Genomic DNA, 18,600 nt, shown 5'->3' on the forward strand with positions numbered 1-18,600 from the left:
CGACGCCCAGATGAGCTCGATCCTGGCGAAACTGATGATCGGCTCCCGAGAGGACATCCGCGCCTTGGTGCCCGCCGAACGGCAGGCTCAGGTAGCCGACGAAGCCGCACGCAAGCCCCAGCGCGGACGGCGCTCGTGAGAACACCGGGTCGAGCCGGGCGGCGTCTCGGCCGTGCCGCCGCCCGGCTCGATCACCGGCAGGATTCGCCGACGGGAGCCGTGTTCACTCGTCCAGTTTGCGCGCGGTGATCTGAATACCGGGCTCGCCCGAGATGCGCCGCACCGTCGCCTCGGTGACCGGGAGATCGGCCACCAGCTCGCGGCCGTCCTCCAGGTCGATGCCGTAGCCGGCGATGTAGGTGCGGAAGAACGGCAGGCAGGCGCGCGCCATCGGCTGCGGCAGCTTCCAGCGGTCGACGAACGACCGCGCGTCCTCGAAGGTGCAGCCTCGATCCGCCTCGATCACCAGCAGCAGACCGCCCGGCCGCAGCACCCGGATCATCTCCGCGAGACCCTTGCGCTGATTCGGCCAGTGCTTGATCGAGCCGGAGCTGATCACCGCGTCGTAGGCGGCGTCGGGGAACGGCAGGTCCATCGCCGAGCCTTCCCGGAACTGGATCCGGCTGCCCAGCGCCGCGCCGCGCTTGCGTGCCCTGCGCACCTGCTGCGGGGACAGATCGATGCCGGTCAGCCGCAACGTGGTCCCGGCGGTGGCCAGCCCGACCGCGAGTTGCCCACCGCCGCAACCGACGTCGAGCACCTGGGCGCCGTCGTCGAGCTGGGCGACGATGTCGTCGAACAGGGTCGGGGTCATCTCCCGTACGGCATCGGAGATGAAGTTGTCGTAGAACCACGAGTCGATCGGGTTGTAGCGTTTGGTCTTGTCCAGCAGGACGGTCATGGCGTGCTCCTAAACGCGGGTGGCGAACTTGATCTTGCGGCCGAGAGTGTTCGGTTGTGCCTGGGAGATGATCGTTTCCTGAACCCGCTCGCGGCTGCTGCGCACGATCTCCATCGCCTCCTTCACCGCGACGTCGATGTCCATCACGGTGGGGATGTCGAGCATCGAGACGATGGATTCCAGGCGCTGTTCGGGGGTGCCGCGCACCGTCACCACCGGCTGCCCGAGCTCGCTGATCGCGTGCAGCAGTTGCCGATCGGAGATGGCGCGGTAGCGCTCGTCGACCGGCCGGTGGCCGTCGGGATCCATCGGCACCTCCACCGGAAGGTGGAAGAAGATGTCGTAGTTCTGCCGGGCCCGCTGCCGGGCCATATCGCCGTAGGCGTTGAGGTAGCGGCGGTAGAACGGCCGGCCGGGCAGGGTGAGGGTGTTCTTGACGGCCTTGTGCCACCGGGTCGACCCGGGGTTCGGGCCGGTGATCAGCCGCGTGGTGCCGTAGACCCACTCGTTGAGCACCGAACCGTCGGCGATGAATCCGCCCTGGGCATCGAGGATCGCCTCGGCCTGGATGCGCAACTCCAGCCTGCGGAAGCCGAGCGCCATCAGTTCGGTGGTGCTCAGGTCCTGGAACCGCATGCCCGGATAGAGCTCGGTGACCACTTCGCGCGCGGACGAGGCGTCCACCCGGGGAATCCCGGTCAGCAGGGACAGCGCCGTGGAGGTCGTGGTCTTTCCGGTCGAGTAGGTCCCGGATATCACGATGCGTCGATAATTGTTTCCCGACATGGGGGTGCCTTTCTGAACGTTCGGAATTGCGCGGGTTAGGCGGGCAGTCGGTGCGCGAGGTCGTATCGGATCTCGCACCCGGCGAAGTCCGACGCCCAGCTGGAGATGCGCCAGTCGCCGCCGCCGAAGGCGAGGACCATCGATCGCGCCATGTGCGTGGTCGCGGTGCCCGAGGTGAACGGTGCCGGGGGAGCGGACGCGCGGGCGGTCATCCGGCGCATCCACAGCGTCTCGCTGTCCTTGCGCGCGATGTTGTCCAGTTCGTAGAGCACGACCTGGGACAGCTGCGCCAGGATCACCGTCGCGTCGACCAGCGTGACCGAGGGCTGGTAGGCGTCGGCCACACCGTGCCACGGCCCGGCCGGATCCGGTTCCGCGAGCGCGAAATCGGCCTGCGCCCGGCTGCCGCCGTCGGAGACGACGACATTGCGCAGGTACTGTCCGCGGGCGTACACCCCGCCGTGGAAGTACCCCCGGCCTGTCTCGTGCACGGTGTGCCGTGCGGCCTGGGCCGGACGCGGTGGCGCGGGCAACGCCACGGTGGCCTCCAGGCTCATACCGCCGCCCAGCGCCCCGGTGATGCTGATCGTGTCGCCCTCCACCGCGACCACCGTCGCGCTGATCGGGAACTCCTCCAGCGACTCCGTCGCGATGGTCCCACTGCTGAACTGGACGAAAGGAACCCAGCACGAACGGATCTCGCTGTCGGTGAGCCCGTAGCACTCGCGCAGGATCACCTCGAGCAGCCGGTAGCCGAAGATCGAGCAATCGATGCTGCTCACGTGCGGGACCAGCACGCGGGTGCTCTTGCGCGACCAGTCCAGCGGATAGTGCACTCCCGCGGTCGCCGTCAGCCGGGGACGGTCCTGCGCGTCGCGGTCGAGGGTGATGTCGAAGATGCGGTGGGTGATCCGCTTGTAGCCCTCGCCGAAGAAGCGCCCGTCGCGGTGCCCCAGCACGGTGTCGATATCGGCGTAAGCGATGAGTTCGGTGGACATGTCGGTGCCTTTCATGCCGCGGCCTGCGCCTGGGCGGGCTCGGCGAACTGGCTGACCACCTTGGCGCCGATGCCGCGCAGCGACAGGCCCCGGCTGAGTTCGAGCGCGGAGATCTTGACGTCGAGTTCCTTCTCGGTGCGGGCCCCGAATTCCATCGCCATGAGCGAGTCCATGCCGAGGTCGGTGACCGGCTCGTCGATGTTGATGGCGTCGGTGTTCACGCCGAGCACCACCGCGAGCTGATCGGCGAGGCGCTGGGCGACGAAGTCGGCGCGCTGTTCGGCGGGCAGCGTGAGGATTTCGGTACGCAGCGCGCCGCCGGCCTCGCCGCCGACGCCGATGTCGGTGAGCAGCTGCCGGAAGCGACGGGTGTCGGTGGACGGCCGGGCCACCCGCGACCACACCGTCCAGTCGATGTCCGCCACCGCGACCTGGGTGGTGTCCAGCGCCAGGCATTCGCGCAGCAGAGCGGTGGCCCGGTCCATGTCGATGGGCAGGAAACCGATCGACTTCACGTAGTCCACCAGCGCCTCGGTCTTGTCGGCCATGCCGCCGCCGCTCATGAAGCCCCAGTTCACCGCCAGTGCCGCGGCGCCACGGGCACGGCGGTCGGCGGCGAGCGCGTCCAGGGCGGCGTTGGCGGCGGCATAGCCGATCTGCGGGGTGATGCAGCCCAGCGCGCTGATCGAGGAGTACAGCACGAACATGTCCAGCTCGATGCCCGCCTCCTCGACCGCCCGGTCCAGATGCTGCGCTCCGCGCACCTTGGCGAACAGCTCGTCGAGCGATTCCCGGGTGATCTGCGGGATCGGCAGGTTGTTCACCACTCCCGCCGCGTGGAAGATCCCGCGCAGCGGCGCGACCGACCGGATGCGATCCACCAACGCGGCCGTCGCGGCGTAGTCGGCGACGTCCACCCGCTCCTCGAGCACCGTCACGCCCGCCGCGGTGAACGCCGCAACCTGCTGCCGGGCCTGCGGGGTGGACGCGCCGCTGCGGCCGACCAGCACCAGCTTCCGTGCGCCCTCGGCGACCAGCCACCGGGCGGTGGCCAGGCCGAAGCCGCCGAAGCCGCCGGTCACCAGATAGCAGCCGTCCGGGTCGATCCGGGGGTGGGCGAGTCTCGGGCGCACCATCGGCTGTTCCTCGCGCAGGTCCAGCACAACCCGGCCGATCTGATCGGATCGTGCGACGGACTCGAACGCCGAGGCCAGCTCCGACACCGGATAGGCCGTGTGCGGCAGGTATCGGTAGGCGCCCGCGCGCAATGCCGCGTGGCTGGCGCGCATCGGCGTGCGCAGCAGTTCGGGATCGTGGGCCAGCGCGCGGTCCATGTCGACGGAGAAGAACGTGAGGTTGCGGTCGAACGGCCCCAGATCGATGACGCCGCCGGTGTAGATGTCGGCCTTGCCGATGTCGACGACGCGGCCGAATTCCGCGGCCACCCGGAAGTTCTGGCGCAGGATCTCGCCGGGCGCCGAACTGTAGACGACGTCGACGCCGCGGCCGCCGGTGAGATCGGCGATCTGGTCGACGAAGTCGGCCGACCGCGACTCGAACACGTGGTGCGCGCCGAGCGCGCGCACCTGCGCGCGCCGCTCGGGCGTGCCCGCCGTCGCGATCACGGTGGCGCCGATGTCCAGCGCGACCTGCACCGCGGCCATGCCCATGCCGCCCGCCGCGCCGTGCACGAGCACGGTCTCCTCCGGCCGCAGGCGCGCCAGCGTCCGCAATCCGAATTCTGCAGTGAGATAAGGCAACCCGGATCCGCAGGTCAACGGATCGTAGTCCTCGCCGGGTAGCAGCCGGTGCGGCATGGTCGCGCCCGCGTCGGCGGGCATGGTGACGTACTTGCGGAGGATGTCGCGGGCACACACCATCATCCGGTCGCCGACCGCGACATCGGTGACGCCGGGGCCGACACGCTCGACCACACCGGAGCCCTCCATACCGACCGTCGTGCCGAAATACGTGCCCGCGAGCTCCTTTTCGGTGAGCACGCCGATGACCTTCATCGCGTCCTTGTAATTCAGCCCGGCCGCTTCCATCCGGATCTCGATCTCGCCGGGTCCCGGCGCGACCCGCTCGGTCTCGCGCAACGCCAGATCCGACATCAGCCGCGACTTGGGAATCTCCACCACGAACGAGGCTTCCGGATCCGACAGCGGGGTGGCCCGGTTGCGCTCGTCGAGATACGTGCCAAAATTCCGGTCCAGCCGCACCGCCCAGTGATCGGTTCCCCGCACACCGATCTCGTCGAGCACGTCGTCGGCGAAGACGAGATCCGCCAGCGGCGTTCCCGAGCGCGAGGACGCGTCGACCAGCCGCCAGCCCGCCGCGGGTTGTTCGTTGAGCAGCGCGCGCCGCGCCCCCACCAGTGCGCCGTGCGCCACCTTGGCGGCGCTGTCGGCGGGCGTGCACAGCGCGTCCTCGGTGACGACGACGCTGCGGACCCGGACCTGCGGCGCGTCGGCGAGCAGATGCTCGACCGCATTGGCCACACGCGCGAGCCAGTAGACGTTGCGCGACCCGTCGAACGCGTCGCCGAACACGCTGACCACCCGGATCCGTTCGGCGATCGGTACGCCCTCGGATGAGCGCAGTGCCAGCCGCAGGCGCTCGTCGTTGTCGTCGGTTTCGGGGTCGGCGAGCACGACGGTGACGGCGGTCCGCTCGCCCAGCAGCGACGCCGCACGGTCGGCGGCGTCCGCGCCGACGCAGACGGCGACCACGGCCTCCTCCTCGGCGGGCCGCGCACCGGACGGTGTCTCGACGATCTCCCAGAGCGGTTGGTAGAAAACGCGATCCAGCTGATGGGTGACATCGATCGCCGCGCTGACCGGACGGAACTCGACGCCGAGCAGCCGCATGGCCGCCTCGCCCTGTTCGCCGACGATCGCGATGTCGGCGCGCAGCGGGTCGACTCCGCGCCGGGTCACCACGACACGAGGTCGCTCCGGCAGCGGGCCCAGCCTGCGCACCCCGGCGATGGCGGCAGGCACGATCGCCACGTCGGTGTCCGAGTCCGCTGCCAGCGCGGCGACGCACTGCAACGCGGCGTCGACGAGGGCCGGGTGGGCCAGGTGCCGGATCGGCGTCTCCTCCTCGATCGGCGCGAGCGAGGCGACCACCGCGTCCGCGCCGACGACGGCCGACACGATGCGCTGGAAGGCGGGACCGTAGTCCAGCCCACGCGCCGCCAGACCGCGATACAGATCCGGGCCCGCGACGGTGACGGCGTGCTCGGGGGCGTCGACATCCACGACCGCGGCGGTGAAATCGGCTTCGATGAGCCTGCCGTGGGCGTTGAGCGTCCAGGTGGCGGCGGTGGCCGAGCGTGAGCGGATCTGGAAGAGCTTGGTCGACTCCTCCACGCTCACCCGCAGTACCGGGATGTCGTGCTCGTCGATCACCAGCGGCGCGACGAATTCCACCGACTCGAGGCCGAGGCTCGTGCGTCCGGTGCGCTCGACGGCGGCGCTGAGCGCGGCATCGAGATAGGCCGCGCCGGGCAGCACGACATGTCCCGTCACGACGTGGTCGCGTAGCCAAGGCAGCCGCGACACCGAGAGTTGCACCTCCCATTCCGGGCTCCCCGCCGTCGTGGGATCGCCCAGCAGCGCGTAGCCGTCCGGCCTGCCCAGGCGATCGAGCAGGGTCACCGCCTCGTCGTGCCAGACCCGCTTGCGCTGCCACGGGTAGGCGGGCAGGTCGAGGTGCTCGACGATCGAGTCCGGACGGCCCGGCACGGCCGAACCGTCCAGCGAGCCCGCGACATACAGGTCCGCGACGGCGCGCAGCACGTTGTTGCGATCGCGCAGATCGCGCGAGAGCGTGGTCACCGCGGCGCCGATCACGCCACGATGGATCAGCATCTCGCGGATGTTGCCGCTGAGCACCGGATGCGGGCCCACCTCGAGGAAGACCCGGTGACCCGCGTCGACCAGCGCTCCGATGGCGTCGGCGAACCGGACCGGCTCGCGGACGTTGCGGCACCAGTAGTCCGCGTCCCAGTCCGTGCCCGCGATCTCGGCGGCGGTCACGGTGGAGTACGTGGTGAGTTTCGCGTCTCGCGGCGCCAGTTGGGCCAGCGCGTCCCGCAGATCGTCGAGAATCGGGTCCATCAGATGGCTGTGGTACGGCACCTCGACCCGCAGGCTGCGCGCGAATGTGCCGGTGGCAGAAAGCGTGTCGCGCAGCAGTTCGAGGTCCTGGCTGTCGCCGGCGAGGGTGACCGCGCCGGGGCTGTTCACCGCGGCGATCGAGATGCTGTCGGTGCGGGCGAGCAACTCGCGCGCTTCGCTCTCGGACATGCCCAACGCGAGCATGCCGCCGGTGCCCGCGGTGGTCGCCTGCAGTCGCGCGCGGTGATAGCTGACGGTGAGCGCGTCGCGAAGCGAGAGCGCGCCGGACACGTACGCGGCGGTGACCTCGCCGACGCTGTGCCCGACGACCACCGCCGGATACACGCCGTACTCGGCCAGTTCGGCGGTCAGCGCGGCCTGCAGCACGAAGTTGGCGGGCTGGGCGTACGCGGTCTGCATGATCCGCGAGCCGTCCTCGTCGGCGAGCATCTCGTCCAGGATCGACCAGCCCGCGATCGAGACGAACTCACGGTCGATCTCCCTGGCGACCTTGGCGAACGTGCTGTCGGTGGTGAGCAGCTCGCGGCCCATGCCCCACCACTGCGGGCCCATTCCGCTGAAGACGAAGACGGGTTCGACCTCTCCGTCGCCGATGATCCGGGACGGGGCGCGACCCTCTCCGGCGGCGAAGGCGCGCAACTGGGTGCGCAGATCGTCGGCGTCGTCGTAGGCGAAGCCGACCCGCAGCGGGTGGTGGGCGCGGCGGGTCCAGGCGGCCGCGGTCACCGACTCGGCGGGATGCCGGTCGAGCGCGTCGGCGAGTTCACCGGCGAGCGTGCGCACGGCGGTGTCGTGGCGGCCGGAGATCGGCAGCACCCGCGGTACCGGGCGCTCGTCCTCGGTTCGTGCGGCCGCCTGCGGCGCTTCGACGAGTACGGCGTGGGCGTTGGTGCCGCCGTAGCCGAAGCCGTTGACCGCGACCACACCCTTCCCAGGCGCCGCGGACAGCGGTTCGGCGCTCAGCGGCACCCGTAGTCGTAGCTCGTCGAACTCGATCGCCGGATTCGGCGTGATCAGCTCGAATTGGGGCGCGACCGTGCGGTGGTGCAGGGTGAGCGCGGCCTTGATCAGACTCGCGACCCCGGCCGCGGCCTCGGTGTGCCCGAAATTGTTCTTCACCGAGCCGACCGGCACCGGTTCGCCGCGGCCGTCCACCGCGCCGTACACCGCGCCCAGCGCGGACAGCTCGATCGGATCGCCGACCGCGGTGCCGGTGCCGTGCGCCTCGAGGTAGCTCACTTCGTGCGCCGCGACACCCGCGTCGTCGCGCACCTGGCGAGCGAGTTGTTCCTGCGCAACGGGATTCGGCACCGGTATGGCCATGGTGCGGCCGTCCTGGTTGACCCCCGTCGCGCGGATGACGGCGTAGACGCGGTCGTTGTCGCGCTGTGCGACGTCCAGCGGTTTGAGCAGCACCGCGCCCGCGCCCTCGGCCCGGCCGTAGCCGTCGGCGGCGGCGTCGAAGGTCTTGCAGCGACCGTCGACCGCCAGGAACCGGCCTTTGCACATCGAGATGAACGTCTCCGGCTGCAGCATCGCGTTCGCCCCGCCGACCAGCGCGATCTCGCACTCGCCGTTGGCGATCGCCTGCACCGCCAGATGCGTGGCCACCAGCGAGGACGAGCAGGCGGTGTCGACCGTCAGGCTCGGGCCGTGCAGGTCGAGCAGATAGGAGATGCGGTTGGACAACAACGTGTGCGAGGCGCTCATCGCGGTGTGGCTGGTGATCGCCGAGCGGACCAGCGGACCGCTGCGCCCGAGCACGTTGTCGAGGATGAAGCCGCCGACATAGACGCCGACCCGGTGGCCGGAGACCCGGCCGGCCATACCCGCGTCGTCGAGCGCCTCCCAGGTCACCTCGAGCAGCAGCCGCTGCTGGGGGTCGAGGATCGCGGCCTCCTTCTGGGCGATGCCGAAGAAGTCGGCGTCGAAATCCCACAGCGGCTGGGTGAGAAATCCGCCGCGCCGCGTGTACATACGACCCGGCGCGTCCGGATCCGGGTCGTAGTACTTTTCGATACTCCAACGGTCCGGCGGGATATCGACGATCCCGTCGCCTTTGTTCAACAGAAAATTCCAGTAGCTTTCCGCATCGAATACACCGCCTGGAAACCGGCAGCCGATACCCACTATTGCAATGTCGACCATTATTTCTCCTGGCCTTGAATGCGGGACCATGCTGAGCCCCCCGACCGCAGCAGCACAAATATTGTGACGAGCTCCTTCGCTCGAATGCATGCTATTGCTCGGGCGGCTCGGCCGTCAATTGTCTTGTGTTACAGACGTTTCAATTTACGTAACGTCGCCACCAGGGGCGCGTTCGAAAACATCCCTCGTGTGATGCTCGGATGAATTGCGCTGAGATTCATGAGCACGGCATAGCGCAGACCGTGGTCGCGCCAGTGCGCGAGTTGCTCGACGATCTCGTCCGGCGTTCCGGCCAGACAGAATTCCCGTACCAGTGCGGCCGGGACCTTCTCGATGTAGTCCAGGACGGTGCGCTCGTCCAACGTCTGTGGCAGGTAGTCCTGCAGGCCGGTGAAGTCCTCGCCCAGCGGGTGGGTCGCGCCGTGCCTGGTCCACATCTCCCCGGGGGCGCACAGGGTCAGCGCCCGCGCGCCCACGCTCTCGACGAGCGCGTCCACCTGCCCGGGACGGGCGGCGGTGAGCACGCTGAACACGGCGGCCGGCGCGACCGACGACGGGTCGCGGCCCGCGTCGGAGGCCGCGGTGCGAACCAGGTCGAGGCGATGCCGGTATTCGTGTGGGCGCTGCGCGAAGCCGGGGAACCACACGTCGGCGTAGCGCCCGGCGGCCCGCAGCATGCGCGGGCCCCCGGCGGCGACCCAGATCTCCGGACGGGTGCCCCGGTACGGCGGCACGTCGAAGACCGCGTCGCGCAAGGGGAAATACGGGGAATCCCTGGTGACCAGGCTGCCGTGGGAATCCCACAGGGCCCGGATGGTCGCCAGCGCCTCCTCGAACCGTCCGACCGGAGCCGACCAGTCCACGCCGTAGGGCTCGTTGTTGTCCCGTATGCCGGTGCCGATGCCGAGAATGGCGCGGCCCCCGCTCAATTGGTGCAGCGTGGCCGCGGCCTGCGCGGTCACGGCGGGATTGCGGCGGCCCGCGTCGGTGACGCCGACGCCGAGCCGTAGGCGGGCGAAGCGGTTCTGCGCGGCGAGATAGCCCAGCGCCGTCCACGGTTCGTAGATGCCGTCGGCGTGCGGTGCGAGCCGGGTGATGCCGACGTGCCGCGGTTTCCAGATCGAGGCGGGCAGGATCGAGGGCAAATGGTCGGTCACCCAGAGCGAGTCCGCCCCGCCCGCCATCGCCACCGAGCGGCTGCCGCGAAATTGCAGATCGGGCGCGAACCGGGTGTAGACGCCGGAATCCATCACGCCTGTGCGGAATTTCGCCATGTTGTTCCTATCGCACTACTTGGGTACTGGCTCGAGAGCTGCGCTGGTCTCGGTGATTTCGATACGTTCGTGCCACCGGGCGAGCCGACGCGGGGCCCACCAGTTGGCCGCGCCGAGCAGGCGCATCAGGGCGGGCGCGAGCACGCCGCGGATCAATGTCGCGTCGCTGAGCACGGCCAGGGTCAGGCCGAGGCCGAACAGCTGGATGAACGACACGTGCGAGGTCACCATGCCCGCGAAGGCGATCGCCATCAGGCAGGCGGCCGCCGTGAAGATCCGCGCGGTGCGCGCGACGCCGGTCGCCACCGCGCGGGTGTTGTCGCCGGAGGACAGCCACTCCTCGCGAATCCGGGACAACAGGAACACCTCATAGTCCATCGAGACGCCGAAGGCGATGCAGAACATGAGGATCGGCATGGTCGGCACGAGGTAGCCCGTCGGGGTGAAGCCGAGCGGGCCCGCAAGGTGCCCTTCCTGGAAGATCCAGACCATGGCGCCGAAGGTCGCCGCCAGCGAAAGCGTGTTGAGCAGCAGCGCTTTGATCGGCAGCAGCACGCTGCCGGTGAAGAAGAACAGCACCACCAGCGTCGACAGCACGATCACGAAGACGGCCACCGGCACTTTCGCCGCGAGCGCGTCGAGCGAGTCGACACTTTCGGCCGCCGCGCCACCGAGCAGCGCCCGGCCCGGTGCGGGGACCGCGCGCACCTGGTCGAGCTGATCGATCGCGGCAGGGGAGTACGGGTCGAGCCGGGTGCCCACCCGCAGGTACGTGCCCGCGTCGTCGCGCATCCCGGGCGGCGCGGAGGCCACTTTCAGCCCGCCTGCGTAGACGCCGGCCGCGGAGAGCACGGACGTCACGTGCTCCACTCGTGACAAACGCTCCGCGTAGTCCGCGATGTCGGCGTCGCCGCCCCGGTACCCGGGCATGGCCACGACCACACCGGCCATGGCGTTCTCCCGGAAACCGGTGCGCAAGGCGTCGCCGACCACGTGGCTGGACGCCCCCGCGATGACCCGGTCGTCGGCGGCGCCGAACCGGATGGACAGAAACGGCGAACCCAGCACCAGCAACAAGGCGATCACCGAGAGCGCGGCCACCACCGGGCGGCGCATGACCAACTGCATCAGGCGATACCACCTGCCTGCGGTGACCTCGACGGGCTCGGGTTGCGGCCGCCGGAGTCGGCGGCGCAGGAGCACCCGCAGGTCGAACGCGTCGACGCGGGGGCCGAGCAGCGCGAGCGCGGCGGGCACCAGCAGCAGCGTGGTGAATACGGCCGCGCCGAGCACCGCCAGCCCCGCATAGGCCAGCGACCGCAGGAAATACAGCGGGAAGACCAGCAGCGTCGACAGCGACAGCGCGATCACCACACCGGAGAACAGCACGGTGCGGCCCGCGGTGCGCGCCGTGCGCGAGACCGCGGAGCCGGTGTCGTGCCCTGCGGCGAGTTCCTCACGAAACCTGCTGACCATGAACAGGCTCGAATCGATCGCGACCGCGAAACCCAGCGCGCTCATCATGTTCAGCGCGAAGATCGACACGTCGCCGACCTCGGTGAGCAGCCGCAGGATCGGCAGCGTCGCGAAGACGTTGAACACCCCGACCGACAGCGGGATCAGCGCGGCGGTCAGGCTGCCGAAGACCAGGATCAGGGCCAGGCCGGTCAGCGGTATCGCGATCGCCTCGGTGACCAGGAGATCGGTGACGATCTGATGACTCATCTCGTCGAACGCCACCGCCTGGCCGCCCGCCCGCACGGAGACGCCGTCGAAGTCGCCGCTCACGTGTTCGGCGATGGCGCCCGCCCGTTTCGGCGCGTCGGTGTCGTCGCCGGTGACATGAGCCAGGACAAGGCCGGCGCGGCCGTCGTTGCCGCGCAGCCCTTGCCGCAGATCCGGCGGGAGCTCCCAGTAGGACTGGACCGCGTCGACCTCGTCGCGGACGCGCAGATCCGCGGCCAGGCGCTCGCCGACCGTGCGGGCCGCGGGGCTGTCCAGCCCGTCGGGCGCGGTGACCAGCAGCACGAGATTCGGTGCCGCACCCGGGAATTCGCGATCGAGGAACGCCGCGACCTCGGTGGATTCGGTGTCGGACGGGATGTAACCGCCGGACTTCAGGTGGGCGGGCGCCGACCAGCCGAGCCCGACGCAGACGATCCCGATGAGCAGCGCGCCGTACAGGATGGATCGCGGGCGCCGGGTTGCCAGGCGTGCGAGACCAACAAGCATGATGAATGACCTTTTCTCGAACTCCGGCGGTGGCGAATGCCGATGCGGCCGGGCGCTATTCGGCGGCGCCGGGATCGATGTAGCTGGCCAGCGCTCGCCATTCCTTGGCATTGCGGCTGGCGAGTTCGGCGACGGCCGGGATGCAATGCGGTGGGACCGTGGCCACCAGCGTGGTCCACACTTCGCGCTGCATCGAATGGGTGTGCAGCCAGCGCAGCAGGTCACGGCCCTGCTGGCTGTGCCGCATGGCCGGGTCGCGGGTGAGCTGTTGCAGCAGCAGCGCGCTGCCCTCGGGCTGTTCCGCGGTGTTGTCGCGATCGCAGGACCCGGTCTCGCGCAGGCGTTTGCGGATGGCGTGTGCCGTGCTGATGGATACCTCGGCCGCGGCGGCCAGCGCGCGCAGCGGCATGTCCGGCGAGGCCGCCAGCAGCTCGGCGACCCGGCGCCTGCGCTGCGCGCGGTCCATCGGCCTGCGCCTGCCGTCGGCGCCGACGCGGATGTTCGACTGCGGAATTTCCGCACTCGAACGTTGGCGAATCGTGGCCACCGTGCGCGCGGACAGTCCCGCGGTGGACGCGATGGCTCGATCGGACAATTCCGGCATCGTCTCGATGATCCGTTCGGCCGCCGCTTTGCGGTCCGAAAGTGTCAGCGGCAGACCGTGTGTCGTATTGAGCTCGACTCCGCGCAGAAAGGCCTCGGCCGGTGTCCCGTCGAAGAACACGACGTCGATGTGCTCGCGTCCGAGCCATTGCGCGGCGCGCAACCGATGCATTCCGTCGATGACGCGCATGGTGCTGCGATGCACCAGAATCGGCGGTAATTCGGTATCGCTCTCGGCCAGTCGCGCGATATGCCTGCGATCCTCTCCGTTGGACCGCGGCGAATCCGCGGGCAACAGGTCGTCGATCGATACGAGATAGCACGCGTTCGACGCCAGCGGCACCACATCGCCGCTCACCAATTTAAACTCAGCGGACATTTCGAACCCCCAGGGTCGCCCGGAATCAGATCGGTCCTCGATGACCCGATGGCCCATCCGGAACCCAGCTAGGCTTCGACCGACCGATCGGTCACAGCGTAGGTGCGGCCGGTGCACGACACTAGGCTTTTCAGAAAGAGTGGGGAGAATTCGGAAACATGACAGTCATTGCCGACCCCGGTCGCACGGCGCTGCTCATCGCGGGCACCGTGGTGGCGGAACGCGAAGGGCTGCACCGTCTCTCGATCAACGCGGTGGTCGAGGAAGCGGGGATGGCCAAGGGCACCTTCTATCACCACTTCGTCAACCGCCGCAGCTACGTCATCGCGCTGCACCGCCGCTTCTTCGACGCGCTGTCGCAGTCGGTGGCCGCGGCGCTGGCCGGGATTCCGCCGGGGATCGAACGGATCGGCCCCAGCCTGGACGCATTCCTGGATGCCTGTCTCGATGCCCGCGGCACCGAGGCGTTCATGGTGCAGGCGCGCACCGACCCGGATCTGCGCGAGGAGATCCGCCGTCGCCACGAGTTGTTCATCGCGGTGGGACGACCGGACATGGTGGCCGCCGGATGGCCGGACCCCGACGCGGCCTCCCGGATGAAGGTGGCCATGGTCGGCGAGATCTGCCTGGCCGAGCTCACCGCCCGGCGACCCCGTCCGGACCTGCGCATCACGGCCGTCCGAATGCTCACCGCCAACCGCACCGGGCCGCTTGCCCCGGAGTCGCCCGAGGGCGGCTGCTCGTCGACCTAGACGGTCGGGCAGTGCGCGGAAAGCTCTGCGGCTGAATATCTCCAGTGTCGCACATCGTGGTGGAGGCCTTTGTTGCCGACGGGACGCTCATGATCGCGGGATCGTCCGCAGCGCTGCGGACGGGACGGCGACAGTCGGCTCGTCGGTTGTTCGGAAACAGCTTGTAGGGTTGGATGGCCGGAACCCAGCACCGACAGAATGAAAAGCTCCGAGCTGGGCGAGATTACGACGGGACGTGATGACACTCCGTAGCTTGGCCGCAGCCACCGTGTTGACGATGGTCTGCGCGGTGAGCGCGGTGACCGGTTGCGGAAAGAATGTCACCGAGGATCGGGTGGCGCCGAGCAGCACCAGTAGCGCGCCGACCGGAACGACGACGACATCCACGCCCTCGATCACGGTGAGTTCGGTGGGCGAACACGACCGTATCGTCACCAGCCCTGGCGCCGAGCCATTGATGGCCGGAATCCGGGCCGCCGATCCGTGCTCGATGCTGGACATCGAGCCGTTGCCATCGATGAACCTGGGCACGAAATCGGTGCTACGCGAGGGACCAGGACTCACCGGGTGCCAACTCAGAGTGGGCGATCACGTCGGCGAACCCGGCTCGAAGGAAGCGCTCTACCTGTTCGAACTGTCACTCGGCGAGGTATACGACGACGATGACCGTGCGCGGGACAAAGCCGAAACGGTCAACGGTCATACGATCTACCGGTCCCGCTTGGCCGACGAGCGTACTGCCGCCGACACGTGCTACTACTACGTGCCCGCAGGGAACAGCGGCTACGCGCACCGGTTGCGGTTGCGCAAGATCCCGCCCGACGGCGCGCCGGCCAATACGCCGTGGCCCGAGAAATGCGATGTGGAGAAGAGTTACGTCGGCAAGATCATCGATCGGCTGAACACCCTCGCGCCCCGCGGCAAGCCCGCCGATGGGAAGGCGCTGTACGGCAAGGATCCGTGTGCGGCCAGAGACGCCGTGCAGGCTCGGTACAACGATTGGACGCTGAACTCGGTCGGGTGGATCGCTCCATATCACTGCCAGTTGAGTTTCGGCGAGTCGGGCGCGAAATACAGCTTGCAGGTCGACCTGGAGTACCGCTTGGACGCGGAGCAGAAGGTATCGGCCGGACTGGACGGCGGCCCCTACCGCGCCGCGGGCCTGAGCGGGATAATTCTCCGTTCGACCGTGTACGGTCCCGTGCCGTCGCGGTGTGCCGTCAGCCTGACCTACCGGCCCAGTAGCGACGGCCGCCTGAACGGTCATCTCATCAGGCTCGCGATCGATTGGACCGCGCTCCCCGGCGCCCAATACGGCGATCCCGATCACCCGACGGACGGCAGCTATCCGCCGCTCCCGTTCGATGCCTGCGCCGACGTCGGCGATTTCAGCACCGCCGCCGTGCGGGCGGCGGGCTGACTTCGCTCGGCGGGTTCCCGGGCGCGGACAGGTCATCGGCGGGATCTCCAGCCGGTCCGAGAGTAGTGTTTCACCTGGCAGAGCCAGGAGCGCGCGTCTCGAGTCGGCAATGCTGCCGGGCGGTCGCGTCCTCCGGGCGGAGGACTCCACAGGGAAGGCCGCGCCATGACTCGAGCAGCCGACGTCGGCGGCACGCGACCCAGCCGCACGGCGTCCATCTGGCAGTACGTCCGCACCGCCCCGTGGACCTTCGCCTGGCTGGCTGTGCTGCTGGGGACCACGATCATCCAGCACCTGGTGCCGCGCGGCGATCTGGAGCGACTGCTGGGTGAGCGTTCCACCAACCTGCGTCACCTCGAGTCCGATCCGGTGCACGTCCTCGTGACCAGTCTGCTGTGGATCGACGGCTACTTCTGGCTGCCCTACTTCGTGCTGTTCTGCGTCTTCCACGCGCCGGCCGAACGGTGGCTCGGCGCGTTGCGCTGGGCGATCGTCGGTCTGGGCGCGCACGTCGGAGCCACGTACCTCAGCGAGGGCATCCTGGCCCTGGCGATTCGCCACGGCTACGCCGATCCCGGGATGATCGACGTCCGCGATATCGGCGTCAGTTACTTCCTCGCCGCGATCATCGGAGTCCTGACCTACCATGTCGCCCGGCCGTGGCGGTGGCTGTACCTCGGCGGAATCCTGGTGTGGTTCGCCATCCCGCTGCTCATCCACCCCACCTTCACCGGCATCGGGCATTTTTCGGCGCTGCTGATCGGGCTGGCCGCGTTCCCCCTCACGCGTGGGCGGACCGCGCCGGACTGGAATCCCTCCGATATCTGGCGACGCCGGATCCACGTCGACCGAGCGCCGAGCGGTCGGGCGCAGGCCACCGGGTCTCGAATTCCGCCGAACGGGCATGGGTAGCGCAGGGAAGGGGTGGGCGGCCGGGATCGTTCTTCCGGCCTCCCGTAATCGGCGGTCGGCAAGTCTTCGGAGCTTATTCCGGGGCCGCGTTCGATTCGAGAGCTTTGTCGTAGGCCTGTCCGGCGTCGCGGACCTTTGTCGCGAGGAATCGCATCCGTTCCGAGGTGAGGTAGCCGCCGCGAAGAGCCGTGCCGTCCAACTCGGCGGCAACCTGGTCCAGCGCCAACCGCGCGAATCGCGTTCGATCGACCATGGCCGAGTTCTACCAGGTAGTTCCGGCAGACGCTATTGCACCACGCGGTGCGTTTCCGAAAAGCCGCCGCAGTAGTCCAGCGCCGGCTTCCCAGCAGTGGCGAACTTCTGGCTATCGATCAGCCTATCCTGCTTGGCGGCCGCCGGATCGGGGCCCTGAGCGGTAGGTGAACACCCGATCCGTTCGGGTGGACTACGTGTTGGACAGGCGATGACCCGACTCGTGCACTTCGTGGGCAGCTTGCCCGCACCATTGACGACCGATGACGGTGACGTGCTGGAGTGGTTCGTCCAGCGCAGCCAGGGCCGCCGGCTCACCGGCGTACCGCGGGACCTGGATCCCACCTGGGTCGTGGAGTACCTGCGGGATCGGGAGAAACACGACGACGTCTTCGAAGTGGTGCGCAGCGGGGACTTCGCCGATTACGCCGACATGCGCGTGTACGGCATTCGCCCTGGCGCCACCCTCGAACCCCGGCACGTGGCGATGGATCGCGCCGACCGTATCGGCGCGGCCGTCACCGCCTTTCGCGCGCTGCGGGATCGACATCCGGAACTCGCCGACACGAGATTGCAGATCAGTCAACCGAATCCGCTGGACTTGGCGTTGTTCGTGTTCGGAGGCGCCGCGGTGGCCGACGGTCTTCCGCTCGGGCGCGCGCTGCGCCACCTCCGGACGGTGACTCCCGCGCTGCGCAACCTGCCGGTTTTCGTGGAGGCCGTGCTGGCCGAAATGGCCCGAGTCACCGCCGAGCACGCCGACATGATCACCTGGCAGGTGGAGTCGCCGATCGCCCAGCTCGCACTGGTGAAGGCGGCGCGATTCGGTGCGCAGGCTCCGGTCGGGCGTCTGGTCGCGCGACAGTTGGCCGATTTCCTCGCGCGGGCACATGATCTCGGCGCGCGAACCGTCCTGCATCTGTGCTACGGCGACTACCAGCACAAAGAACTTCTCGCCCCGCGTAGTCTCGCGCCGGCCGTGCGGCTGTTGAACACCGTCGCACGAGACTTGCGCGCTCGCGCCGTGCCGCTGCCACCCGCGCACATCCCCTGTGCCTACGGTGCTCATCCTGCCCCGCTGGAGCCGGCGTTCTACCGGCCGCTGCGCCGGCTGGACCCGGACTGGCGCGTCATCGCCGGGGTCGTGTCGCCTGTGGAAGCGCAAGACGGTATCCGAAGCCTGGCCTTGTTCGAAGCGGCCGCCGGTCGATCCGCCTACGGTGTGGCGACGGCGTGCGGCCTGGGCCGCTGCACTGTCGAGGAGGCCGAGCGTGCCGCCGCGGCCACCGTGGCGACCGCGGCGGCGCCGAGCGAGGTCGCGCGAACCGGAATGGCGCGAGACTGACTTCGGTGCAGGCGACGCGCATCACGCCGCCGGAGGCTCGCGAAGAAGTAGCTCGAGCGACGCCGCCGCGGCCGACAAGTGCGGTGCGCCAAGGGATCACCTCATCGAGCCTGTGATGGCAACGGACGAAACGGGCACGGGCATGGGGCGGCTCGGGCCGGTACCCTGGTTTCAGGGGTTGTCGCCAGAAGCGCTAAGTTACTGCGAATTTCCGTGATCCCACCCGTGATGTCCTCGGCATTGTGTACCTTATGTTATCGAAGGTTCGCTTCGCACAGAGGGAGCGGGCCGGGGTCGTGGTTACGGCCCGGCAGAAGGACTCCGTTGTCCCGTGCGGTGCATCCGTCCCGAGACGCGGACGACGTCGAGGATTGGGTGTGGCCGAATGCGTGTATCTGCTCCGATAACGGTCTCGGCTTTGGTTGTTGCTGGTGTGGTGGTGAGTGGTTCGGG

The 18,600-nt window shown here is 68.9% G+C and carries 12 protein-coding genes; 4 read left to right on the forward strand and 8 right to left on the reverse strand.

Annotation, left to right across the window (positions count from 1 at the left end; genetic code table 11):
* Positions 1-223 precede the first annotated feature (223 nt).
* From ABZW96_RS35990 to ABZW96_RS36020, 7 genes are all read right to left on the reverse strand, one after another.
* Positions 224-901 (reverse strand): class I SAM-dependent methyltransferase, encoded by a 678-nt coding sequence (locus ABZW96_RS35990; RefSeq protein ID WP_355081175.1) that lies wholly within the window; start codon positions 899-901, stop codon positions 224-226.
* A gap of 9 nt (positions 902-910) precedes the next feature.
* Complete coding sequence (locus ABZW96_RS35995) at positions 911-1,660, reverse strand: ATP-binding protein (protein ID WP_355081177.1); 750 nt, start codon at positions 1,658-1,660, stop codon at positions 911-913.
* Between the two features lie 62 nt (positions 1,661-1,722).
* A complete protein-coding gene (locus ABZW96_RS36000; protein ID WP_355081178.1) occupies positions 1,723-2,685 on the reverse strand; it encodes an AvrD family protein in 963 nt (320 codons plus the stop codon).
* An 11-nt stretch (positions 2,686-2,696) separates the two neighbouring features.
* Entirely contained in the window at positions 2,697-8,978 is a 6,282-nt protein-coding gene (locus ABZW96_RS36005; protein ID WP_355081180.1) for an SDR family NAD(P)-dependent oxidoreductase, read from the reverse strand.
* Between the two features lie 128 nt (positions 8,979-9,106).
* A complete protein-coding gene (locus tag ABZW96_RS36010) occupies positions 9,107-10,252 on the reverse strand; it encodes an LLM class flavin-dependent oxidoreductase (RefSeq protein ID WP_355081182.1) in 1,146 nt (381 codons plus the stop codon).
* A 15-nt stretch (positions 10,253-10,267) separates the two neighbouring features.
* Entirely contained in the window at positions 10,268-12,484 is a 2,217-nt protein-coding gene (locus ABZW96_RS36015; RefSeq protein ID WP_355081184.1) for an MMPL family transporter, read from the reverse strand.
* A gap of 55 nt (positions 12,485-12,539) precedes the next feature.
* Entirely contained in the window at positions 12,540-13,466 is a 927-nt protein-coding gene (locus ABZW96_RS36020) for a ParB N-terminal domain-containing protein (RefSeq protein WP_355081186.1), read from the reverse strand.
* Between the two features lie 158 nt (positions 13,467-13,624).
* Here ABZW96_RS36020 and ABZW96_RS36025 point away from each other — a divergent pair, with 158 nt between their 5' ends.
* The 3 genes from ABZW96_RS36025 (at position 13,625) to ABZW96_RS36035 (ending at position 16,550) form a co-directional block, all read left to right on the forward strand.
* Positions 13,625-14,218, forward strand: a complete 594-nt coding sequence (locus ABZW96_RS36025) for a TetR/AcrR family transcriptional regulator (RefSeq protein WP_355081188.1) — start codon at positions 13,625-13,627, stop codon at positions 14,216-14,218.
* Positions 14,219-14,471: 253 nt separating this feature from the next.
* Entirely contained in the window at positions 14,472-15,638 is a 1,167-nt protein-coding gene (locus ABZW96_RS36030) for a DUF3558 family protein (protein WP_355081190.1), read from the forward strand.
* Positions 15,639-15,803: 165 nt separating this feature from the next.
* Positions 15,804-16,550: a rhomboid-like protein gene (locus tag ABZW96_RS36035; RefSeq protein WP_355081192.1), complete on the forward strand. Its 747-nt coding sequence runs from the start codon at positions 15,804-15,806 to the stop codon at positions 16,548-16,550.
* A gap of 73 nt (positions 16,551-16,623) precedes the next feature.
* Here the strand turns inward: ABZW96_RS36035 and ABZW96_RS36040 are convergent, their stop codons facing one another.
* Positions 16,624-16,803 carry a hypothetical protein gene (locus ABZW96_RS36040; RefSeq protein WP_355081194.1) on the reverse strand — a complete coding sequence of 60 codons (180 nt, stop codon included), beginning with the start codon at positions 16,801-16,803 and terminating at the stop codon, positions 16,624-16,626.
* Between the two features lie 210 nt (positions 16,804-17,013).
* Here ABZW96_RS36040 and ABZW96_RS36045 point away from each other — a divergent pair, with 210 nt between their 5' ends.
* Positions 17,014-18,147 (forward strand): hypothetical protein, encoded by a 1,134-nt coding sequence (locus tag ABZW96_RS36045; protein WP_355081196.1) that lies wholly within the window; start codon positions 17,014-17,016, stop codon positions 18,145-18,147.
* Positions 18,148-18,600 lie beyond the last annotated feature (453 nt).

This window comes from Nocardia sp. NPDC004168, assembly GCF_040610355.1.
In the GTDB taxonomy this organism is placed as follows: domain Bacteria; phylum Actinomycetota; class Actinomycetes; order Mycobacteriales; family Mycobacteriaceae; genus Nocardia; species Nocardia sichangensis.